Source organism: Sphingobacterium ginsenosidimutans (genome assembly GCF_039536865.1).
Classification (GTDB): Bacteria; Bacteroidota; Bacteroidia; order Sphingobacteriales; family Sphingobacteriaceae; genus Sphingobacterium; species Sphingobacterium detergens.
On the sequence record NZ_BAAAZK010000005.1, the window covers coordinates 163,495 to 184,908 of the forward strand.

The following is a 21,414-nucleotide window of genomic DNA, read 5'->3' on the forward strand; positions in this document are numbered from 1 at the left end:
CCATGAATGTTTTGCTGACAATTTTTCAGTTAATTATTGTCAACGCTTGTAGGTCTGTCCGCTTTGTTTTTTCCAAAGTTTTTATTCGGCGTAGCGCTCATCTCAATTTCCATCTGGCCACCCCGTAGCAATTGTGCATGTGTGATGAAAGTCTTGGTATAAGGTTTTCCGTCCAATTTGATCGATTTGATGTATTGGTTTGCTTTACCTTGGTTTTTGACCGTGATCGCTAAAGTTTTGCCATTTGGCAAATTGATGTTGGCATGTTCCATCATCGGCGAACCAAATACATACACACCGCTCATAGCATTCAATGGATAGAATCCCATCGCCGAGAATACGTACCATGCGCTCATCTGACCGACGTCATCGTTACCACAAAGTCCTGCCGGTGTATTTGTATAGAAATCGGTCATCGCTTTACGCGCCAATGCAGCACCTTTCCATGGCTGTCCTGCATAGGCATATAGATAAGGAATGTGGTGGTTAGGCTCGTTACCTTGTGCATATTGGCCGATTAGTCCTGAGATATCGGGGGAAGCTTCTCCACCGAGATCTGAAGACATGGTTGTGAAGTAATCTAGTTTCTTTAAAAATTGCTGTTCGCCGCCAAAAAGATTGATCAAACCTGTCACGTCTTGTGGTACCAACCACGTATATTGCCATGCATTCCCTTCACAGTAATCATTTTCACGGTGCTTGGCCATTAATGGATCAAAAGGTCTGCGGAAGTCACCATTGGCTTTCCTACCAACGAAGTGACCAACTTCTTTGTCAAAATATTGCTCATATAATTTATAGCGTTTTTTGAAATAAGCAGCATCTTCTGTCTTTCCTAATTTCTCGGCAATTTTATAAGCGCCAAAGTCGGCGATAGCATATTCCAATGCCCAAGCAACGGATTCATTCGGCATACTGTCGATGGGAATATACGTCAGGTCGCGCGCAAATTTCAACCCATGGTCATTGCCCATAGCGGTTGTTTTGACAGCTTCCCATACCAAAGGATAATCCTTCTCATCGATGATTCCTTTTAAGAAGGCATCTGCGATGACCGGAATGGCCGGCAGGCCAACCATGGTGTTGGTTTCGTTACCCTGCAAATGCCACATCGGTAACTTCCCTTGTTGTTGATATATAGCAAGCATGGTTTTGATAAAATCCTGATTGATTTTACGGTCTTCAAGGATGGTCATCAGTGGATGAAGCCCACGATAGGTATCCCATAGGGAGAATACGGTATGATTGACAAAATCTTGCTTTTCGTAAACCTGTTTATCCGTACCCAAATAATCACCGTTTGCATCGTTGAAAATTGTAGGGGCGAAGTAGGTGTGGTATAAAGCTGTATAGAAGATTGTTTTTGTATCCTTATCTGCTTCAAACTGGATTTTGTTCAAGGTTTTATTCCAACGTTGATCTGCTTCTTGCTTTACTTTCTCAAAATTCCAGCCTGGAATCTCCGCATTGATATTATTTAAGGCATTGGTAGAGCTGACTGGTGAAATACCGACTTTAAGTTCAATGTTCTTGTTTTTAGCCGCATCGAAGAAAAGTGCTGCTTTGATCGCTTGTCCTTTGAAGGTTGTCTGACCGAATTTTTCATCTTTGCCATCAAAGAATCTAACCTTTTGGATAGGTTGCGAAGTTTTTATAGCAAAGTATAGCTTTTGGTCACTGGCCCAGCCTGTGGAGAAACGATAGCCAACGAATGTAGAATCATTGATCTGTTTGATATAGGTATCAGTTGGTTTATCCCAATTGATGTGATAACCCAGATCAACTAAAATATGGGCATTGTCTGTTTTTTCGTATCGGTATTGGTGGTAACCAACTCTTTCTGTTGCTGTGAGATTGGCCTGAACTTTATAGTCATCCAGATAGGCACTGTAAAATCCGGGTTTAGCGACTTCATTTTCCTTTTTGAATGATGAGCCATAGCCTGTATTCATTTTGTTGAATTCTGCAGGTGTTAATTGTAGCTTGCCATTCGCCGGAACGATCATAAGATCATTGAGGTCACCAATGCCTGTTCCGCTCAGGTGGGTGTGGGTAAAACCCAATATTTCCTGGCTTTTGTAATTGTAGCCGCTGCACCAATCCCAGCCATTGAATTTGTCCCAGATCTGTGGGATCTGCGTTGGGCCAAGTTGTACCGCACCTAGAGGTACATTGGCTCCGACAAACACGTGTCCGTGATCTGCTGATCCAATAAATGGATTGACATATTGTGTTAAATTTTGCTGAGCTTGAACGCAAAATGGTAAAATTAGCGTGCCCAACACTGTTGTGATGAGTTTATTTCCTGTCATAGGTTTTGTGTTCGGGTATTTGAAACTGCTTAAAATTAGTAAATAAAACCTTTTAGCGCAATTTTATTATTATTTTAGTAAATTGTCGTTAAATTTTTTACTTTAGTAATCTTCGAAATAAAAACTTAACAAACCTACTCTACATGAAGAAACGTATTCTGATCAGTGATATCGCAAAGGCGTTGGGAATTTCTGTAACTACAGTATCCTTTATTTTGAATGACAAGGCAAAAGAGAAGCGTATCAGCGAGGCGTTGACCAAGCGCGTATTGGATTATGTCAAGAAAGTAGGGTATAAGCCAAATGAATTGGCGAAAAGCTTGCGAACCGGAAAAACCAAGATTTTAGGTTTGATTATCGAAGACATCTCGAATCCATTTTTTGGTAATATCGCGCGTCTGATCGAAAGTAAAGTCTACGAGCAGGGATATCGCATTATTTACTGTAGTACCAACAATGATGTCGAGAAGGCGAAGGAGCTGATCCAGATGTTTTACGATCGTCAGGTCGACGGTTTTATCATTACGCCTTCGGACGGTTTAGAGGATACTGTCAAGCAGTTGCAGCAAAGTAATATTCCTGTTGTACTTTTCGACCGTTACTTTCCGGGCCTGGAGACAGACTATGTCGGCGCAGATAATTTTCAGGGGGCTTTCGATGCGACCAGCCATTTGTGTCAACAAGCCTATAAGCGTATCGGCTTTGTGTCTTTATACTCGGATCAGACCCAGATGAAGGAGCGTTCGGAGGGATATCTGAAAGCGATGGATAATAATAAGCAACAAAGTTTTATCCAGAAGGTGCAAATGGATGCTTCGGATGACGAAGCAATGGAGTCACTAAAAGATTTTATTTGTGAAAATCGTTTGGATGCTGTTTTATTTTCAACCAATTATCTGGCGATTTCCGGGTTAAAGGCTTCGAAGAAATATAATTTTGCCATGCCTGCAATGATCGCCTTCGATGATCATACCGTATTTAAATTACTAGAACCATCCATCACTGTTGTTTCACAGCCGATCAAGGAGATCGCAGAAAATCTGATCAATATACTTTTGCTCCGTCTACAGGGCAAAATAAAAGCAACACGTAAGATGGTGTTGCCTTGTGAATTGAAAATTCGTGAGTCGACAAAAGCAAAGGTTACTTTGTAGTATCAGTATCCGCTACGAATTTCATTGAAATAGAATTGACGCAATGGCGCGTGTTTTTTGCCGTGAAACCTTCGCCAAGGAAAACATGCCCCAAATGCGCACCACAATTGGTACAGAGGATTTCTGTACGGCGTCCATCTGCATCCGTGATCCGCGTGATTGCTTCAGGGATCTCATCATCAAAACTAGGCCAGCCACAACCAGATTCAAATTTTGACTCCGAACGGTACAGTGGACTATCGCAACGTCGGCAAATGTAAGTTCCTTTCACTTTGTTGTCCAAAAGTGCACCCGTAAAAGGACGCTCCGTCCCTTTATGCACAATCACATATTCCTCTTCTTTGCTTAACGGGTTGTGTTTTTTATTCGTTTCCATTTTCGTAGTCTGTTTAATGTTCTGCTGACCCTGACAGGAATAGCCCATTAGGAACAAGCAGATACAGTAGCTATATAATAGCGTTTTCATACCTATAAAGTTACGAAATTAATATCGGAAAATGTTTTTTTAGCCCGGAATGATCTTGATATTCAGGTATTTTAAATTGTCATAGTAATGTCTTATATTTGATAGGCGTACCGTGATGAAAAGTTAAGGCAATTGATGTACTTCGTTCGTATAATAGGGATTTAACGTGGTTTAAATGCAATTGTTTAGAATGATTATAAATTGATATTAAAGGTCACAAAATTGTCAGCGATTTGTTAATAAATCATACTTTTGTGGCATTGTTAGGGGGGTAGTGGCTCCTTTAACCATGGGAGTTAATTTTTTACATTCACAAATAAATAGTATAAAGTGCTAAATATGAGAACTATCTCATCCGTTTTGGGAAGCCTTGCGAGGGTGGTGTCAACGAGTTTGATGCTATTATTTGCCGTTACGACGTTGCATGCGCAAGATGTCAAGGAAGGTGAAAAAATCTTCAAATCTAAGTGTACATCCTGTCACGCCATTGACAGAAAAGTAGTTGGTCCTGCTTTGAAAGGAGTTCCAGATACTAAATCTGAAGAATGGTTGATTAAATGGATCCGTAACTCTCAAGCTCTAATTGCTTCTGGTGATGCTGAAGCGGTTAAAATCTTCGAAGAGTACAACAAATCTGTGATGACTTCTTTTACGGATTTATCTGATGATCAGATTAAATCTGTCATTGCGTTTATCAAAGATGCCTCTGTAGAGAAGCCGAAAGGTGATACTCCTGGTGGCGCTGCTGCAAAAGATGACAATGCGTCTATGTTCATGATCTTGGGCTTGATCGCGGTTGTTGTTTTAGCAGTTGTTGTGATCGTGGTGTTGAACCGTGTGATCCGTACCTTAGAAAATGTTATTGCTAAGAATCAGGAAGCTATTGCGGCGCAACAAGAACCTGAAGACAGTCAACGTTTTGTGAAGTTTGCGAAAGCATTCGTTAAAAACAAAAAATTGGTTGGATTCACTGTGTTGATGCTTGTTGCTTTATTGGCAGTAGGTGGTTGGAAGACGATGTGGAACGTCGGTGTTCACGAAGGTTACAAACCTGTTCAACCAATTAAGTTCTCACACCAAATCCACGCTGGTGTAAATAAAATTGAGTGTCAATACTGTCACGGTGGTGCATTTAAATCTAAAAATGCTTCTATTCCATCGGCTAACGTATGTATGAACTGTCACAATACAGTCACTGCATCAGAGCACTATGATGGTGAGATCTCTCCAGAAATTGCTAAAATCTATCGTGCATTGGATTGGAATCCTGAGACACGTACTTACGGTAACAATCCTAAGCCAATTCAATGGGTTCGTATCCACAACTTGCCTGATTTCGCTTACTTCAATCACTCACAACACGTTGTGGTAGCAGGAGTCGAGTGTCAGACTTGTCACGGTCCGATCCAAAACATGGAAGAAGTATACCAATACTCTCCATTGACGATGAAATGGTGTGTTGATTGTCACAAAAAGACAGATATCAAATCAGATAATAAATATTATGAAGATTTGATCAAGGCACACGAAAGAATTAAGAAAGGTGAGAAAATGACTGCAGCCATGATCGGTGGTCTTGAGTGTGGTAAATGTCACTATTAATAATTATTTGAAATACGCAATCTTATATACAGCTTAAATGGATAGCAATAAAAAATATTGGAAAGGTTTGGAAGAGTTAAATCAAACTCCTGCTTTCGTTGAGGGAAGCAAGGGTGAGTTTGCCGAATCTATTCCTGTAGAAGATGTATTAAACGAAGCTGGCTTGAGTACAAAAACTCCTCGCCGTGACTTCTTGAAAGCATTAGGTTTTGGTTTGGGTGCTGTTTCTTTAGCGGCTTGTAACCGTACTCCTGTGCATAAGGCAGTTCCTTATTTGATTAAACCTGAAGAGGTAACTCCAGGTATCCCTAACTATTATACGTCGACATTCAATGGTCAAAGTATCTTAGTTAAAACTCGTGAAGGTCGTCCTATCAATGTTGAACCTAACCCTAATGCAATTGGTTTGAACCAAGGTTTGGATTCAACGACTGCTGCTTCGGTATTGGATTTATATGATGAATCTAAATTGAAGCAAGCGCAATTGAAAGGTCAAGATGTGGAGTGGTCTAAATTGGATGGGGAAGTTGTTAAAGCATTGACTGCTGCTGCATCTTCTGGTAAACAAATTACGATCGTTTCGAATACAGTAAACAGTCCTTCAACTTTGGCAGCTATCGCTGCTTTCGCAACGAAATTCCCTACAGCGAATCATGTACAATACGATGCTGTTTCTTACAGCGGTATTATCGAAGCAAATAAAGCTTCTTTTGGTAAAGCTGTAGTTCCTTCATACAATTTTGATAAAGCAAATGTAATCGTTTCAGTTGCTGCCGATTTCTTAGGAACTTGGTTGGCAGGTGAAGAGCATACACAACAATACGCTAAAAACCGTGACTACAAATCATTGAAAAATGGAAAAATGTCACGTCACGTGCAATTTGAGTCTGGTCTTTCAATGACTGGTACAAATGCTGATGCGCGTATTGCTATCAAACCTTCAGAAGAAGGTGCTACCTTGATCGCTTTATATAATGCAATCACTGGTCAAACATTGGCTGGTGCGACTGCAAACAAAAAAGCGCAAAAAGGTGTAGCCCTAGCGGCGAAAGAATTGGTAAACAGCAAAGGTGCTGCCGTAGTTGTTGCTGGTTCAAACGATGTGAACGTTCAGATATTGGTCAATGCAATCAACGTTGCATTGGGCGCTTACGGTACAATCATTGATTTAGATAACTATTCTAAACAATACCAAGGTTCGGATTCTTCTTTCCAAGCTTTCTTAGCTGCTGCTAAAGGTGGTCAAGTGGGTGTGGCGTTCTTCTTGAACAGCAACCCTGTATATGACTACTTCAAAGCGGATGATGTAAAAGCGGCTTTGAAACAGATTCCTTTCACATTATCATTCGCACAACGTGCTGATGAGACTGCGTCAGAATTGACTGCGATCGCTCCTGCAAGTACTTTCTTGGAGTCTTGGGGTGATGCTAACCCGAAAGAAGGTTTGTACTCTATCGTTCAACCGACAATCAATCCTGTTTTCCAAACGCGTCAAGCTGAACAAAGCTTGTTGACTTGGGCAGGAAACACAACAGATATGTACAACTTTGTTAAGAACTTGTGGTCTACACAAATCTTAGCTGGTTCTACGAAAAACTGGGATGCTGTATTGCAAACTGGTTTTGAATATAAAGGCGCTAAAGCTGCAACTGCTCCTGCATTTACAGGAAATGCTGCTGCTGCCGCTGCTGCAATCGAAACTTCTAGCAAAGCAATCACTGGTGAGTTTGAATTGAAACTTTACGAACCTTCTGCTCTTCGCGATGGTCGTTACGCAAACAACGCTTACTTACAGGAATTGCCTGATCCAGTATCTAAAGTAACTTGGGACAACTATGCTGCCCTAAATCCAAAAGATGCTGAAAAACTAGGTTTGGGTGAAGATGGTAAAGTGACTGTAAAAGCAAATGGTGTTGAATTGGAATTGCCAGTTGTACAACAACCAGGTCAAGCACAAGGAACTGTTTCAGTTGCTGTAGGTTACGGTCGTACGAAAGTTGGTAAAGCAGGTAATGAAGTTGGTAAAAACGCATTCCCATTTGCTTCTATCATCAACGGTACTGTTCAAGGTGTTGCAAAAGCAACTGTAGCGAAAGCTTCTGGAACTTACCAATTGGCACAAACACAAACACATCACACCATCGAAGGTCGTAACGTGATTCGTGAGACTACGTTTGCGAAGTATTTGAAAGATCCTAACTCTGAGGCAGGACGCTTTACAGATAATCACAAAACGTACGATTTGTGGAACAAATATGAGCAACCGGGTCACAAATGGGTGATGGCGATCGACTTGAACGCATGTACAGGTTGTGGTGCTTGTATCGTTGCTTGTAACGTAGAGAATAACATCCCTGTTGTAGGTCGTGATGAGGTTCGTCGTCGTCGTGAGATGCACTGGTTACGTATCGACCGTTACTATACAATCGAAGGCAAAGATCAAGATCTGACAAAAGAGAAAGAGATTGCGAAAGCTTCAGCTGAATTGGATTTCGAAGATATCACTGTTGTTCACCAACCCATGTTGTGTCAGCACTGTGGTCACGCACCTTGTGAAACTGTATGTCCGGTATTGGCTACAGTACACTCTTCAGAAGGTCTGAACCATATGGCTTACAACCGTTGTTTCGGTACACGTTACTGTGCGAACAACTGTCCGTTCAAAGTACGTCGTTTCAACTGGTTTGCATACTGGAATGATTCACGTTTTGATAACTACTTGAACAATGAGTTCACACAATTGGTATTGAATCCAGATGTAGTAACTCGTTCACGTGGGGTAATGGAAAAATGTTCGATGTGTATCCAACGTATCCAAGGAGGTAAATTGAAAGCTAAGATTGAAAATCGCAAAGTTAAAGATGGCGATATCCAAATGGCTTGTCAACAAGCATGTTCGGCAAATGCAATTATTTTTGGTGATGCGAATGATCCAGAATCAGAAGTTTCCAAAGCATTACGCAATGAGCGTGTTTATTACGTACTTGAGGAAATCAATGTTCAACCGGGTATCGGTTATATGACAAAAGTTAGAAACACTTTTGAGGCGTAATCTTGTACAATATTTGAAATAAAAATACTATGTCATCGCATAACGAATCAATATTAAGAGAACCATTAATGACCGGTAAAGACATCACGTATGCAAAAATTACGGATGATATCTTACTACCGGTTGAAAATAAACCAAATAAAGCATGGTGGATTGGTTTTACCGTTGCTGTATTGGGTGCTTTATTATGGGTAGTTAGCGTTAGTTATACCTTTTGGACAGGTATCGGCGCTTGGGGTCTGAATAAAACAGTAGGCTGGGCTTGGGATATCACCGACTTCGTATGGTGGGTTGGTATCGGTCACGCTGGTACGTTGATTTCAGCTGTATTATTAATTTTCCGCCAGAACTGGCGTAACTCAATCAACCGTTCCGCAGAGGCGATGACGATCTTTGCGGTAATCTGTGCGGCTACATACGTTGTAGCTCACATGGGTCGTCCTTGGTTGGCATATTGGATTTTCCCTCTTCCAAATCAATTTGGATCACTTTGGGTAAACTTCAACTCTCCATTGGTATGGGATGCATTCGCGATCTCAACATACTTTACAGTATCCTTGGTATTCTGGTACTGTGGTTTGTTGCCGGATATCGCGACTATCCGTGACCGTGCTACTGGATTAAAACAAAAGATCTATTCTGTATTATCATTCGGTTGGAATGGTTCTGTGAAGACTTGGCAACGTTTTGAAATCGTGTCTTTGATCTTGGCAGGTATTTCAACTCCACTAGTACTTTCTGTACACACGATCGTATCCATGGACTTTGCAACTTCGGTTATCCCTGGATGGCACACGACGATCTTCCCTCCATATTTCGTGGCAGGTGCGATCTTCTCAGGCTTCGCGATGGTGCAGACCTTATTGTTGATCTTACGTAAAGTAATGAACTTTGAGAACTACATCACCATGTTCCACATTGAGTCAATGAATATCATTATCATGACGACTGGTTCTATCGTGGGTGTGGCTTACTTAACAGAGTTGTTTATTGCAATGTACTCTCGTTCAGAATACGAAATGTATGCTTTCGAGAACCGTATGTTGGGTCCATACGCTTGGGCGTACTGGTCAATGATGACTTGTAACGTAATTTCTCCACAGTTATTCTGGTTCAAAAAAATCCGTACAAGTATTCCGATCTCATGGATTCTATCTATTGTGGTAAATATCGGTATGTGGTTTGAGCGTTTCGTAATTATCGTGACTTCATTGCACCGTGATTACTTGCCTTCATCGTGGGCAATGTTCTACCCAACTTGGACAGACGTAGGTATCTTTGTAGGTTCAATTGGATTATTCTTTACGTTATTCTTGTTGTTCTTACGTTTCTTGCCAGGTATCGCGATTGCCGAAGTTAAATTGTTGTTGAAATCATCGTCATTACAACACAAAACTAAATTGGCTCAAGAAGGTGCATTCCCTGCAGAGCAAGTTGAGTACTTCCAAGAATCATTGGAAAAATATGATTCAGTGACAGAAGAAGAGATTAAAGAATTATCAGTTAGAAAATAATCAGCAATGAGCAATACAAAATATATATTAGGTAGTTTTGCGGATCCGGATGACATGATGCATGGGATCGACAAATTGCAAGCAAACAATATAAGTATTTATGACTGCTTTACTCCGATGCCTATCCACGGTATCGAAGCGAAGTTAGGTGTAAGACCTTCTCGCTTGCCTATCGCAGCATTTTGCTTTGGAGCATTAGGAACGACATTAGGTTTTAGTTTATTGTATTATACAATGGTATACGATTGGCCGATGAATATCGGTGGTAAGCCATCATTTGCAATGCCAAACTTTGTTCCAGTAACATTTGAGGTTACGATCTTATTGTGTGCTTTGGGAATGGTTGCTACATTTTTCTTCCGTAACCACTTGTTCCCGGGACGTACGCCTCGCGTGATGGACCTAAGAGCAACAGATGACCGTTTCATCCTCGCAGTAGATGCCAAAGAAAATGCAGACCACGCTTTGATCGATAGCTTATTGAAAGAAGCCGGTGCTGTTGAAGTTAAGTACAATGATAGAAAATATGTTAGCTATGAATAAGAAGAATTTACTTGGAACTGTATGCGCAGCTGTAGCATTGACAGCACTTGTTTCTTCTTGTGGTGACAAAACGACTCGTAGTACAGGTTTGGAATTTTCCCGTAACATGTACGATCCGCTTGCTTTCAATCCGGATCAACCCAATGCGAATTTTGCTGATGGAAAAACAGCACAGGCACCTCCTAAAGGTACAGATCCAATTGGTTTCACTCGTTTTGAGTATGCCAATACATTAGAGGATTATGTACGTGCGGGTGCTGAGGTGAAGAATCCTTTGCTTGTTAATGCTGAAAACCTTGAAAAAGGTAAGGCTTTATTCACTACATACTGTTCAGTATGTCACGGGGTAGAAGGTAAAGGAGATGGACCTCTTACGAAAGATCGTAGTGTAACTGATTCTAGAGGTACTCGTCAATTAGAGAACTTTCCGCCGCCACCGTCTTATCACAGAACGGATAAAGCGAACTCTTCAAGAGGTGGTTTCATGGCTGACTTGACGGATGGTAAGATTTACCATACGATTTATTATGGACATAACTCCATGGGATCGCATGCATCTCAATTGTCTCCAGAAGAGAGATGGAAAGTTGTTATGTATGTTCACGAATTACAAAAGAAATAATCTAACATCAGATATATAAATGGGAACTCACAGTCATCATCACGATTATAATTTCAACGAGCGATACGAGTTTGCTGGCAAAGCTAAAATGTTCAGTATTATCGCTGTTGTACTAGGCGTAGCTGCTGTAGCTATGGGGTTGCTTTCGGGCGATCACGTTACTGTAGAGCGTACATACGCCAACTTGTTATTGATGGGTTATTACTTTACATGTGTGTGCGCAGCTGGAGCATTCTTCGTTGCTTTGCAATATGTAACACAATCTGCATGGTCTGCAGGTCTGGTACGTATACCTCAAGCTATGGCAAGCACCCTGCCTATCGCAGCACTCTTGTTAGTGGTTATTGTTGGATTGGGTTTATCTACACATAATCTTTACCACCATTGGCATGGTGAAGGTTTGTTGGATCACAATAGCCCAAACTATGACCCTATTATTGAAGGAAAGTCTGCATACTTGAACGTACCTTTCTTTTTATCTCGTCAAGTTATCTTTTTAGGAATATATAGCATTTTTGCTATTATTCTTGCGAAACTTTCATACAAAGAGGATTTAGAAGGCGGTTTGGCTTCTTATAAAAAGTCATTTAAATTGTCTGCTATCTTCTTGGTTATCTTCGGTTTCACAACTCCAATATGGGCGTTTGATACGATCATGTCCTTAGAGGCGCACTGGTTTTCTACCATGTTCGGATGGTACAACTTTGCAGCGATGTGGGTAAGTGGTATCTGTTGTATCACGATCATCGTTGTTGTATTGAAGAAAGCTGGTTATATGAACTGGGTAAACGAAAATCATTTGCACGATTTGGGTAAATTGATGTTCGGTTTCTCCATCTTCTGGACTTATGTTTGGTTTGCACAATTCATGTTGATTTGGTATTCAAACATTCCTGAGGAAACAGTTTATTTCTACAAACGTTGGGAACCTGAATACAAACCTTGGTTTTGGTTGAGTATTATCATTAACTTTGTGTCTCCACTGCTTATATTAGTAGATCGCGATGCTAAACGTAAACAAAATGTGATGTTGTTCGTAGCGATTCTATTGTTGGCTGGTCACTGGCTTGATTATTACATCATGGTTATGCCGGGTACTGTCGCTGAACATAGAGGATTTGGTATCATTGAAATCGGAACTGCACTTGGTTTCTTAGGTTTGTTCATCTTTTTAGTGATGAGTAAATTGAGCAAACAAGCATTGGTGCCTAAAAATCATCCTTTCTTGGATGAGAGTTTGCATCACCAGATATAGTTTCACTTTTAAAGGAAGGTTACGTAAAAACGTTATAAAAGAAATGAGCTTTAAATTAAATAATAGATTCAAATCCATCTCGGGTTTTGTGCTTGCACTAGGGCTGCTTTTTGCAAATCCTATTCTTGCAAGTCAACAAGATACAGTAGCATCTGATTCTGCTAAAGTGGCAACTACAGCGGTAGCTGCCCCTGCAGCAACGGATTCGGTTGCAAAAGATACAACAGCGGCAGCAGGTACTGCTGCTGTTGCATCTGCTAGCTCTACTACAGAAGCTAGCGCAGCTGCTCCTGCTGTTGAAGAAGTGAAGCAAATAGACCCTCAGGTTTATAAAAACTTCACATACTATGTGTTATTGTTCTTGGTTATTTGTACAATCGTTGCTGTTATTGGCAAGGTACTTTCGATCTACGAATTGACACGTAAAATGAACGGTAGATACAATCCATTTGCGAATAACACATTCCAATCGGTATTGTTCTTTATCTTCTTGGTTGTATTTCTTTACGGTGTTTACTGGTCATACGTACACTGGGGGGCTGCATATTGGCGGTCTGCGGTAACTGAACATGGTGAACGTATTGATACCATGTTTATCATTACAACAGCAATTACAACATTTGTATTGGTTATTACACATATTTTGTTGATGACTTTTACATTTTTGTACCGTATGCGTGCAAAACGTCAAGCGTATTATTATCCACATAACAATGCTATCGAGAAACTATGGACAATCGTTCCTGCAGTAGTTTTGACGGTATTGGTATTGTTTGGTTTCTTTACATGGAGATCAATTACAAATATTCCTGAGGATCTTCAAAAATCTGCATTGCAGGTTGAAGTATTGGGAGAGCAGTTTCAATGGCAAGTACGTTACCCTGGTACGGATGGTATTATCGGTAAACGTAATTACAAAATGACGACACCTACAAACTCTTACGGTATTGATTTCAACGATAAAAATTCGTGGGATGATATTCAAGCGTCAGATATTGTATTGCCTGTAAATAAGTCAGTTCGTTTCCATATCATTTCAAAAGATATTATTCACTCTTTCTTTATTCCTGATTTCCGTGTTCAAATCAATGCGGTACCGGGAATGACCAACTATTTCCAATTCACACCTACTGTAACAACAGAAGAAATGCGTGATCGTTTGGGAGACTACAACTATGATTTTGTGATGTTATGTAACAAGATCTGTGGTATGGGTCACTACAATATGCAAAAGAAAGTGGTTGTTGTAACTGAGGCACAATATAAAGAGTGGTTAGCTAAACAAAACAAATATTTTACTGAAGACCTACAAAAAGAATTCAGTGGTAAAACGGCTAACGTAAAAAAGGATAGCGTACAAGTTACAGCATCTTTGAACTAATTAAGAATTTTTGAATATAAAATCGAATATGTCAAGTACAGTAATATCGCATAGCGCTGAACATCACGATTCGCACGGACATCATCACGAGGAATCATTCATCAGAAAGTATATCTTTTCTGGTGACCACAAGATGATTGCCAAGCAATTCTTGATCACTGGTATCATCATGGCAGTTTTTGCGATGCTTTTATCAGTATTATTCCGTATCCAATTAGCATGGCCGGATAAAGAATTCCCTATATTAGAAGTATTCTTGGGCAAATGGGCTGAGGGTGGCCGTATTAAGCCGGATTTTTTCCTTTCGTTGGTGACCATCCACGGTACTGTCATGGTATTCTTCGTGTTGACTGCGGGTCTATCGGGTACATTCAGTAACTTATTAATTCCATATCAAATCGGTGCGCGCGATATGGCGTCACCTTTTATGAATATGTTATCCTACTGGTTGTTCTTCATTGCATCAGTTATCATGGTTGCTTCTTTCTTTGTAGAGAGCGGACCTGCTTCTGCTGGTTGGACAATCTATCCACCATTATCGGCTGTACCGACTGCAATCTCCGGATCTGCAACGGGTATGACTTTATGGTTGGTCAGTATGGTTCTTTTCGTTGCTTCTCAGTTGATCGGTGGTATCAACTACGTAAGTACGATTTTGAATATGCGTACAAAAGGTATGGACCTATGGAAAATGCCTTTGACAATTTGGGCGTTTTTCTTAACTGCGATCGTGGGTATGTTGTCGTTCCCAGTATTGGTATCTGCAGTGGTTCTTTTGATTTTTGACCGTGCCGCGGGCACGTCATTCTATTTGTCTGACTTGGTTGTACAAGGACAGATTCTACCTAACGAAGGTGGTTCTCCAATTTTGTTCCAGCACTTATTCTGGTTCCTGGGTCACCCTGAGGTATATATCGTAGTTATGCCTGCATTAGGTTTGACTTCTGAGGTTATTGCTACAAACTCACGTAAGCCAATTTTCGGTTACCACGCCATGGTTTACTCTTTGATTGGTATTACAGTGTTGTCATTTATCGTATGGGGTCACCATATGTTTGTGACGGGGATGAATCCGTTCTTAGGTGGTGTGTTTATGATCACAACCTTGATTATTGCTGTTCCATCTGCTGTTAAGGCATTTAATTACCTAGCAACGTTATGGAAAGGTAATATCCGTTTTACGCCTGCAATGATGTTTGCTATCGGTTTGGTATCTTTCTTTATCTCCGGTGGTTTGACAGGATTGTTCTTGGGTAACGCGGCATTGGACATCAACTTGCACGATACGTATTTCGTTGTAGCCCACTTCCACTTGGTAATGGGATCGGCGTCCATCTTTGGTATGCTTTGTGGTGTTTACCACTGGTATCCTAAAATGTTTGGTCGTATGATGAACACGAAATTAGGTTATTTACACTTTTGGTTGACTTTTGTCGGTGCTTACATGGTATTCTTCCCAATGCACTTTATGGGTATTGATGGTGTGCCACGTCGTTATTATGCATTTACTGAGTTTGCTTTCATGGCAAAATGGGTTTCTGTGAATCAATTGGTTACTTGGGCTGCTATCGTAGCTGCTTTGGGACAGGTTGCATTTTTATGGAACTTCTTTTACTCGATCTTCTTCGGTAAGAAAGCACCACAAAACCCTTGGCAATCGAATACCTTGGAATGGACTACTCCGGTAGAACATATTCATGGTAACTGGCCAGGAGAAATTCCAACAGTGCACCGTTGGCCTTACGATTACAGTAAGCCAGGTCATGCTGAGGATTTCATTCCTCAAGATGTTCCTTTCTCTGAAACGATGAGCTCGAATTTGCCTCATGATTTTGAAGGAGATGAGGAAGCTGAGCGTATCCAAGCAGAATGGAATGCTCAAAATGGTAGAAAAGACTAATAAGATTTAGTAGAATAGAGTAGGGCTTGTACCTACTCTATTTTATACAAGTTTGTATTTTAAGAGGTAGGGGTAGTATTATGTTTCCAGCTGCTGAAAAGCGATTTATAAAGACCAATTTTATTACGATTATCGTACTGTTTATGGTCATTATTGCTGGGGGTGTTGTGCGGAGTACAGGTTCAGGCATGGGATGTCCAGATTGGCCTAAATGTTTTAACCGTATTATTCCACCCACAGATATTTCCCAATTACCACAAGGATACGAACAACATTATATTGAAGGGAGAGCAAAGAAGAATGAACGTTTCGCCAAGATTGTCGAATTTTTTGGCGATAAGGAAATGGCTTACAAGCTTCGTACCGACAAAAGTATTTTGCAGCATGAGGAATTTAATGTTGCGAAGACCTGGACGGAGTATATCAATCGCTTGGTAGGCGTTATTTCTGGATTCTGTTTATTGTTTACTGCAATTTATTCCTTCACGTATATAAAATCAAAAAGTTCGATCGTTGTTTGGTCAGTGGTTAATCTTTTTGTTGTGGTCATTCAGGCCTGGTTGGGTTCGATCGTGGTATCAACCAATTTGATGCCCTGGATAATTACCGTACATATGCTCTTGGCGCTTGTAATTGTTTGTATCAGTATATATACATACTTTAAAGCGGTTACACTACGTGACAAGACCATATTGGTTAATCGTTCTTTAAGCGTATTAAAAGGTCTTGCGTTGATCTCCATTTTGTTGATGTTAACGCAGGTGATCGTCGGAACGGGGGTTCGGGAGGAAGTTGATCTATTGACTGGCTCCAATATTGCCCGCGCCGATTTTATAACAGCTATTGGCCAACAATTTGAAATACATCGATGGTTGGCATATTGTTCTTTGATTTTAGTTATTGTATTATTCTTTTTGGTCCGCACAAGTTTCAATACGGGATCTAAGCAGTTTAAATTTGCTTTAATCGCATTGATCCTCGTGGGTATCCAAATGCTATCAGGAATTATCTTAGCTCGATTTGCAATACCTGCATTTGCGCAGACAACACATCTGGTTGTTGGGACACTTTTATTTGGTGCCCAATTTTATCTGTTGTTGCTGTTAAATAAGCAAAGGCATTAATTTTGAAATTCGAGATGTTTATGTTAAAAACTATGTGTTTGAATACACTGGTAGTAGGAGGTCTCTTTTAATTATGAAAGAATTTATTTCAGATTTTAAAAAGCTAGTTAAGTTAAGACTTACGTTGACGGTGGTATTCTCTGCCTCAATTGCTTTTCTGATAGGATCAAAACAACAGGGTGAAATTTTCTGGGTCAATTGGTTGTTGTTGACTGTGGGTGGTTTTCTGGTAACAGGCTCTGCCAATGGTTTTAATGAAATCATCGAAAAAGATCTAGATAAGTTGATGAAACGTACAGAGGATAGACCGCTACCTTCTGGTCGGATGACAACAGGTCAAGCTTTGGTAATGAGTGTCTTTATGGGCATCTTGGGTACCTTGGTATTGGTCCGCTTAAATTTTGTCGCTGGCCTACTGTCGGTTTTTTGTATTCTACTTTATGCATTCATCTATACACCTTTAAAAAGAAAATCACCGATAGCCGTGTTTGTAGGTGCATTCCCGGGCGCATTTCCACCATTAATTGGTTATTATGCTGCCTTTTCACAGGATGATCTGGCCTATTACAGTGGACACAACGAAGCCGCAATTATTATTATTCCCTTTGTTTTGTTCGCGATTCAGTTTTTATGGCAATTTCCGCATTTCTGGGCAATCGCTTGGGTTGTGGATGATGACTATAAATTGGCTGGTTTTAGGTTGTTACCAACTACAAAACGTGATAAGATATCGGCCTTTATGGTATTCATTACCGGATTGTTAATGATTCCTGCTGGATTTATACCTTATTATTTTGGCTTTGGTGGAATTTGGTTTACGATAGTGTCGGTCATTGGTGGATTGATGTTTGGTTATTATGGCTATTTGCTGTTTAAGAATTGTGATATTCCTTCAGCAAAGAAAGTTATGTTTACATCGTTCATTTATTTGCCTGTTACACAACTCGTATTATTGCTTAACTTTATTCCTTTGAAATAATGTTAGATATACAAGCACAGACTGACGAGAAGTTAGTACAGAGAAAAGCTCAGAAATTCAACCTTTGGTTGGGTATGTTGGGCATGTTCATGATGTTTGCTGCGTTATCCAGTGGTTTCATTGTATACACAGCGAGTGGCGTGGACAAAGGGATCAAGACTTTATTACCAAATGCACTATTGTATAGTACGATTGTGATTGCAGTAAGTAGTCTTACGATGTTTTTAGCACATAAGGCAGCTAAAAATGGTGATTCTTCCAAACAAAAGGCATTTTTGATAGTCACTTTTGTTTTGGGCATCGTGTTTTTTGCGTTACAGGTACATGCTTGGAACGTATTAATCGAAAGAGGTGTTTATTTTGTGAATAACAATGCATCTCAATCGTTTATTTACGTTTTTATTTGGATGCACTTGGCACATATTATTGCGGGTTTGATCGTTTTGATTGGCGCGATTATAGGGGTTAACAAACTTCCTAAGGACGGCAATCTTTTCCGCATGGATCTTGCCAGTATTTTTTGGCATTTTCTCGATCTTTTATGGATTTATATATATGTTTTCTTACTTTTGAATCAATAATAGTAAACAATGAGTACAACAGTATCGCAATTGGATAAGGTAAAAACTGGTCCATGGAATGGTGGAAAATCACCTTGGAACTTAGAGTATGGAAAAATCATGATGTGGTTTTTCTTGGTAGGGGATGCCTTCACATTTTCTGCATTTTTGGTTTATTACGGCGCGCAACGCTTTTCTCACCCAACATGGCCTGATCCTGATAAGATTTTCCAATCTATCCCGGGTATTGCTGACCATGGTCAACCTTTGGTATTCGTTGGTTTGATGACGTTTATTTTGATTATGTCGTCGGTAACAATGGTTTTGGCTGTTGAAGCTGGTCACCGTAATCAAAAGAATGAAGTCGTTAAATGGATGCTTTGGACGATTTTGGGTGGTATCTGTTTCGTAGGCTGTCAGGCTATCGAGTGGACTCACTTACACCACATGGGATTCTGGTTTGGTAAAAACCCGGCGACTGGTTTAGAAGGTGATGCAATTAAGACGGCCTTATTACCTTACTTTACACACGATATTTCCTATACTTCGGCGTTGCAATTTGCAAACTTGTTCTTTACGATTACAGGTTTCCACGGTTTCCACGTTACAGTTGGTATTATTTTAAACATCATCATTCTTTTCATGACGTTAAATAATACATTCGAAAATCGTGGTTCTTACTTAATGATTGAAAAAGTAGGTTTATATTGGCACTTTGTGGATTTGGTGTGGGTATTCGTATTTACATTCTTCTACTTAATCTAATCACTGAATTAATAATTTTAGATCGCTATGTCACAATATCAAGATAATATCGCTCACGGAGAGCATGCTCACGAAGGTGGGATGGATAAGAAGGCCATCTGGAGAGTATTTGGCGTACTTTTGGCGCTTACTTGTCTAGAGTTCTTAATTGCATTAGGTTTTGTTCACCACTGGCAAATTTTAGCCAAAGGTGCGTTGGTAAATACCATTTATATCGTTTTAACTTTGGTTAAAGCATATTATATCGTTGCATTCTTTATGCACTTGAAATTCGAAAAATCGAGTTTCATCGTTACCGTAGCAATAGTCTTTATTTTTATTATTTATTTTATCGTCCTGATGTTAGTTGAGGGAGGTTTCTTGGCTGGTGCTTTTCAAGAGCATCAATTGTTTCCAAATAAATAGATAAAGTGAATAATGGATAATAATACTGGACAAAAGAAAGGTATTAAAACTATATTGATCCTGGCAGTAATTCTTTTATTGCCAGGATTTTTATATTTTATACTAAATAAAAGTGGTTCCAATAATTACGTTTCCCTACCTATTTTTGGGAAGAAGGAAGTTCCTGGAACAACGCACCGTAAATGGGGACGGGATATCCCTGATACGATTTATCATACTGTGCCTTCGGTCAATTTTGTTAATTACGATCGTAAGCCTGTACATTTATTGGATAATGATACGACACTTTCAGTGGTTCACCTGATGTATTCGCGGGACGCATCGCTGTCGAGAACGATGATTAAAAGATTGGATCAGATTGCCAATCGTTTTATTCATAACAAAAAGGTAAAGCTGTATTCCATTACAGTGGATACCGCATACGATACACCAGAAGTACTTGCGAAATATGCTAAAGTTTACAAACCCTGGACTAAATCTTGGTTTTTTGTGACAGATCCTGCTGTTGATATCTTTAAATTTGCCAAAGAGAGTTTATTGCAGGATGCAATCGTAAGTAACGACAAAGCAAAACCTTTTATCATCGGATCCAACTATCTTTTGCTTGACACAAAGGGACGGATCAGAGGTATCTATGATATCAATGTCAAGACGGATATTGATCGATTGGAAGATGAAATTAAATTATTGTTGGTGGAGGAGATCCGAAATCATCCCGCTACGATAGAACAAAAGAGATAGTTAGAAACATGGAAGAGAGTCTTATCAAAGAAAAAAAATACAGTAAGTGGATTTGGGTGCTTTCTGTTGTGATACCAGTTGTCGTGGCTGTATTATTTACTGTCAATCTACAAAAATTAGGTTATGATGTGAAGCCATTGACGTTTTTGCCACCCATTTATGCGACCATCAATGGTGTTACTGCAATTTTGTTGTTTTGGGCAGTAGCTGCAATAAAGAAAGGTAACAAAGCGCTGCATGAACGTTTGATCAAATGTTGTATCGCCTGTTCCTTGGCTTTTTTGGCGATGTACGTGGCTTATCACATGACGTCTATTGAAACAAAATATGGGGGTGAGGGAATTTTGAGACCAATCTATTTCTTTATATTGATCACACATATTCTCTTGTCTATTATAATCATACCGTTTGTTCTTTTTACTTTTGTAAGAGGTATTTCGGGATCTTATGCGCGACACAAAAAGTTGGCACGGATTACTTATCCCATGTGGCTTTATGTCGCCGTGACAGGTGTCATTGTTTATTTGATGATTTCACCTTATTATATCGGTTAATTTAACAAAGGAAAGGAGTGTACTCATGAAACGTATTTGGATTTATCAGGCTGACCGTATACTTTCGGTTGAAGAAGGAAAGCAAATTTCGGTGGAGCTAGCCACTTTTGCTGAGCAGTGGAAAGTTCATGGAAAGCCTTTGTCTGCTTCTGCTGAGCTCCGTGATCATCTTTTTATTATCCTAAAGGTTGACGAGGATATTGCCGCTGCTTCGGGTTGCTCTGTAGACAGCTCTGTTCGTTTTCTGAAAGGTATAGAAGAAAAGTTCAGGGTACAACTCTTCGATCGCATGCAATTTGCCTATAAATCGGCGAGCGGCGTGGCGGTAGTCAACCGTTCGGGTTTTGAAAGGTTATTGGCGACAGGTGAGATAAATGATAATACGCTTGTGTTTGATAATACAATTACTTATGAGCACCAATTGGATAATGCCTGGGTGATTCCTTTTAAGGAGAGCTGGCACAAAAGATTATTTGCATAGCAGA

General features: G+C 40.0%; 19 protein-coding genes. 17 read left to right on the forward strand and 2 right to left on the reverse strand.

Annotation, left to right across the window (positions count from 1 at the left end):
- Positions 1-29: 29 nt before the first annotated feature.
- Entirely contained in the window at positions 30-2,312 is a 2,283-nt protein-coding gene (locus tag ABFX33_RS09640) for a GH92 family glycosyl hydrolase (RefSeq protein WP_346085776.1), read from the reverse strand.
- A gap of 143 nt (positions 2,313-2,455) precedes the next feature.
- Here ABFX33_RS09640 and ABFX33_RS09645 point away from each other — a divergent pair, with 143 nt between their 5' ends.
- Positions 2,456-3,466, forward strand: coding sequence for a LacI family DNA-binding transcriptional regulator (locus ABFX33_RS09645; protein ID WP_346085778.1), 1,011 nt, complete (start codon positions 2,456-2,458; stop codon positions 3,464-3,466).
- Here ABFX33_RS09645 and ABFX33_RS09650 read toward each other — a convergent pair.
- Entirely contained in the window at positions 3,456-3,932 is a 477-nt protein-coding gene (locus ABFX33_RS09650; RefSeq protein WP_428835643.1) for a methionine-R-sulfoxide reductase, read from the reverse strand. The genes ABFX33_RS09645 and ABFX33_RS09650 overlap by 11 nt on opposite strands.
- A 339-nt stretch (positions 3,933-4,271) precedes the next feature.
- Here ABFX33_RS09650 and ABFX33_RS09655 point away from each other — a divergent pair, with 339 nt between their 5' ends.
- From ABFX33_RS09655 to ABFX33_RS09730, 16 genes are all read left to right on the forward strand, one after another.
- On the forward strand, positions 4,272-5,534 hold the full coding sequence (locus ABFX33_RS09655) for a cytochrome c3 family protein (protein WP_428835644.1): 1,263 nt from the start codon (positions 4,272-4,274) through the stop codon (positions 5,532-5,534).
- A 37-nt stretch (positions 5,535-5,571) separates the two neighbouring features.
- Positions 5,572-8,586 carry a TAT-variant-translocated molybdopterin oxidoreductase gene (locus tag ABFX33_RS09660; RefSeq protein ID WP_346085780.1) on the forward strand — a complete coding sequence of 1,005 codons (3,015 nt, stop codon included), beginning with the start codon at positions 5,572-5,574 and terminating at the stop codon, positions 8,584-8,586.
- A 29-nt stretch (positions 8,587-8,615) separates the two neighbouring features.
- Positions 8,616-10,100: an NrfD/PsrC family molybdoenzyme membrane anchor subunit gene (gene nrfD / locus ABFX33_RS09665; protein ID WP_077437920.1), complete on the forward strand. Its 1,485-nt coding sequence runs from the start codon at positions 8,616-8,618 to the stop codon at positions 10,098-10,100.
- Positions 10,101-10,106: 6 nt separating this feature from the next.
- A complete protein-coding gene (locus ABFX33_RS09670; RefSeq protein ID WP_223583837.1) occupies positions 10,107-10,643 on the forward strand; it encodes a DUF3341 domain-containing protein in 537 nt (178 codons plus the stop codon).
- The gene (locus tag ABFX33_RS09675; RefSeq protein ID WP_404479136.1) at positions 10,627-11,265 is read left to right on the forward strand and encodes a c-type cytochrome; all 639 of its coding nucleotides are present in this window, start codon (positions 10,627-10,629) and stop codon (positions 11,263-11,265) included. The genes ABFX33_RS09670 and ABFX33_RS09675 overlap by 17 nt, the downstream gene beginning before the upstream one ends.
- Before the next feature lie 19 nt (positions 11,266-11,284).
- On the forward strand, positions 11,285-12,520 hold the full coding sequence (locus ABFX33_RS09680) for a quinol:cytochrome C oxidoreductase (protein WP_346085782.1): 1,236 nt from the start codon (positions 11,285-11,287) through the stop codon (positions 12,518-12,520).
- A gap of 43 nt (positions 12,521-12,563) precedes the next feature.
- Complete coding sequence (locus ABFX33_RS09685) at positions 12,564-13,901, forward strand: cytochrome c oxidase subunit II (protein ID WP_346085784.1); 1,338 nt, start codon at positions 12,564-12,566, stop codon at positions 13,899-13,901.
- A gap of 28 nt (positions 13,902-13,929) precedes the next feature.
- A complete protein-coding gene (locus ABFX33_RS09690; RefSeq protein WP_346085786.1) occupies positions 13,930-15,801 on the forward strand; it encodes a cytochrome c oxidase subunit I in 1,872 nt (623 codons plus the stop codon).
- Between the two features lie 80 nt (positions 15,802-15,881).
- On the forward strand, positions 15,882-16,925 hold the full coding sequence (locus tag ABFX33_RS09695) for a COX15/CtaA family protein (protein ID WP_346085788.1): 1,044 nt from the start codon (positions 15,882-15,884) through the stop codon (positions 16,923-16,925).
- Between the two features lie 73 nt (positions 16,926-16,998).
- On the forward strand, positions 16,999-17,904 hold the full coding sequence (gene cyoE, locus ABFX33_RS09700) for a heme o synthase (RefSeq protein WP_120261489.1): 906 nt from the start codon (positions 16,999-17,001) through the stop codon (positions 17,902-17,904).
- The gene (locus tag ABFX33_RS09705; protein WP_120261490.1) at positions 17,904-18,485 is read left to right on the forward strand and encodes a cytochrome c oxidase subunit 3; all 582 of its coding nucleotides are present in this window, start codon (positions 17,904-17,906) and stop codon (positions 18,483-18,485) included. The genes cyoE and ABFX33_RS09705 overlap by 1 nt, the downstream gene beginning before the upstream one ends.
- 9 nt (positions 18,486-18,494) lie before the next feature.
- Entirely contained in the window at positions 18,495-19,229 is a 735-nt protein-coding gene (locus ABFX33_RS09710; RefSeq protein ID WP_120261491.1) for a cytochrome c oxidase subunit 3, read from the forward strand.
- Between the two features lie 27 nt (positions 19,230-19,256).
- Positions 19,257-19,634, forward strand: coding sequence for a cytochrome C oxidase subunit IV family protein (locus ABFX33_RS09715; RefSeq protein WP_120261492.1), 378 nt, complete (start codon positions 19,257-19,259; stop codon positions 19,632-19,634).
- A gap of 12 nt (positions 19,635-19,646) precedes the next feature.
- Positions 19,647-20,375, forward strand: a complete 729-nt coding sequence (locus tag ABFX33_RS09720; RefSeq protein ID WP_346085790.1) for an SCO family protein — start codon at positions 19,647-19,649, stop codon at positions 20,373-20,375.
- A gap of 8 nt (positions 20,376-20,383) precedes the next feature.
- Positions 20,384-20,929 (forward strand): DUF420 domain-containing protein, encoded by a 546-nt coding sequence (locus ABFX33_RS09725; RefSeq protein ID WP_120261494.1) that lies wholly within the window; start codon positions 20,384-20,386, stop codon positions 20,927-20,929.
- Positions 20,930-20,954: 25 nt separating this feature from the next.
- The gene (locus ABFX33_RS09730) at positions 20,955-21,410 is read left to right on the forward strand and encodes an ABC transporter ATPase (protein WP_257094063.1); all 456 of its coding nucleotides are present in this window, start codon (positions 20,955-20,957) and stop codon (positions 21,408-21,410) included.
- Positions 21,411-21,414: the final 4 nt, after the last annotated feature.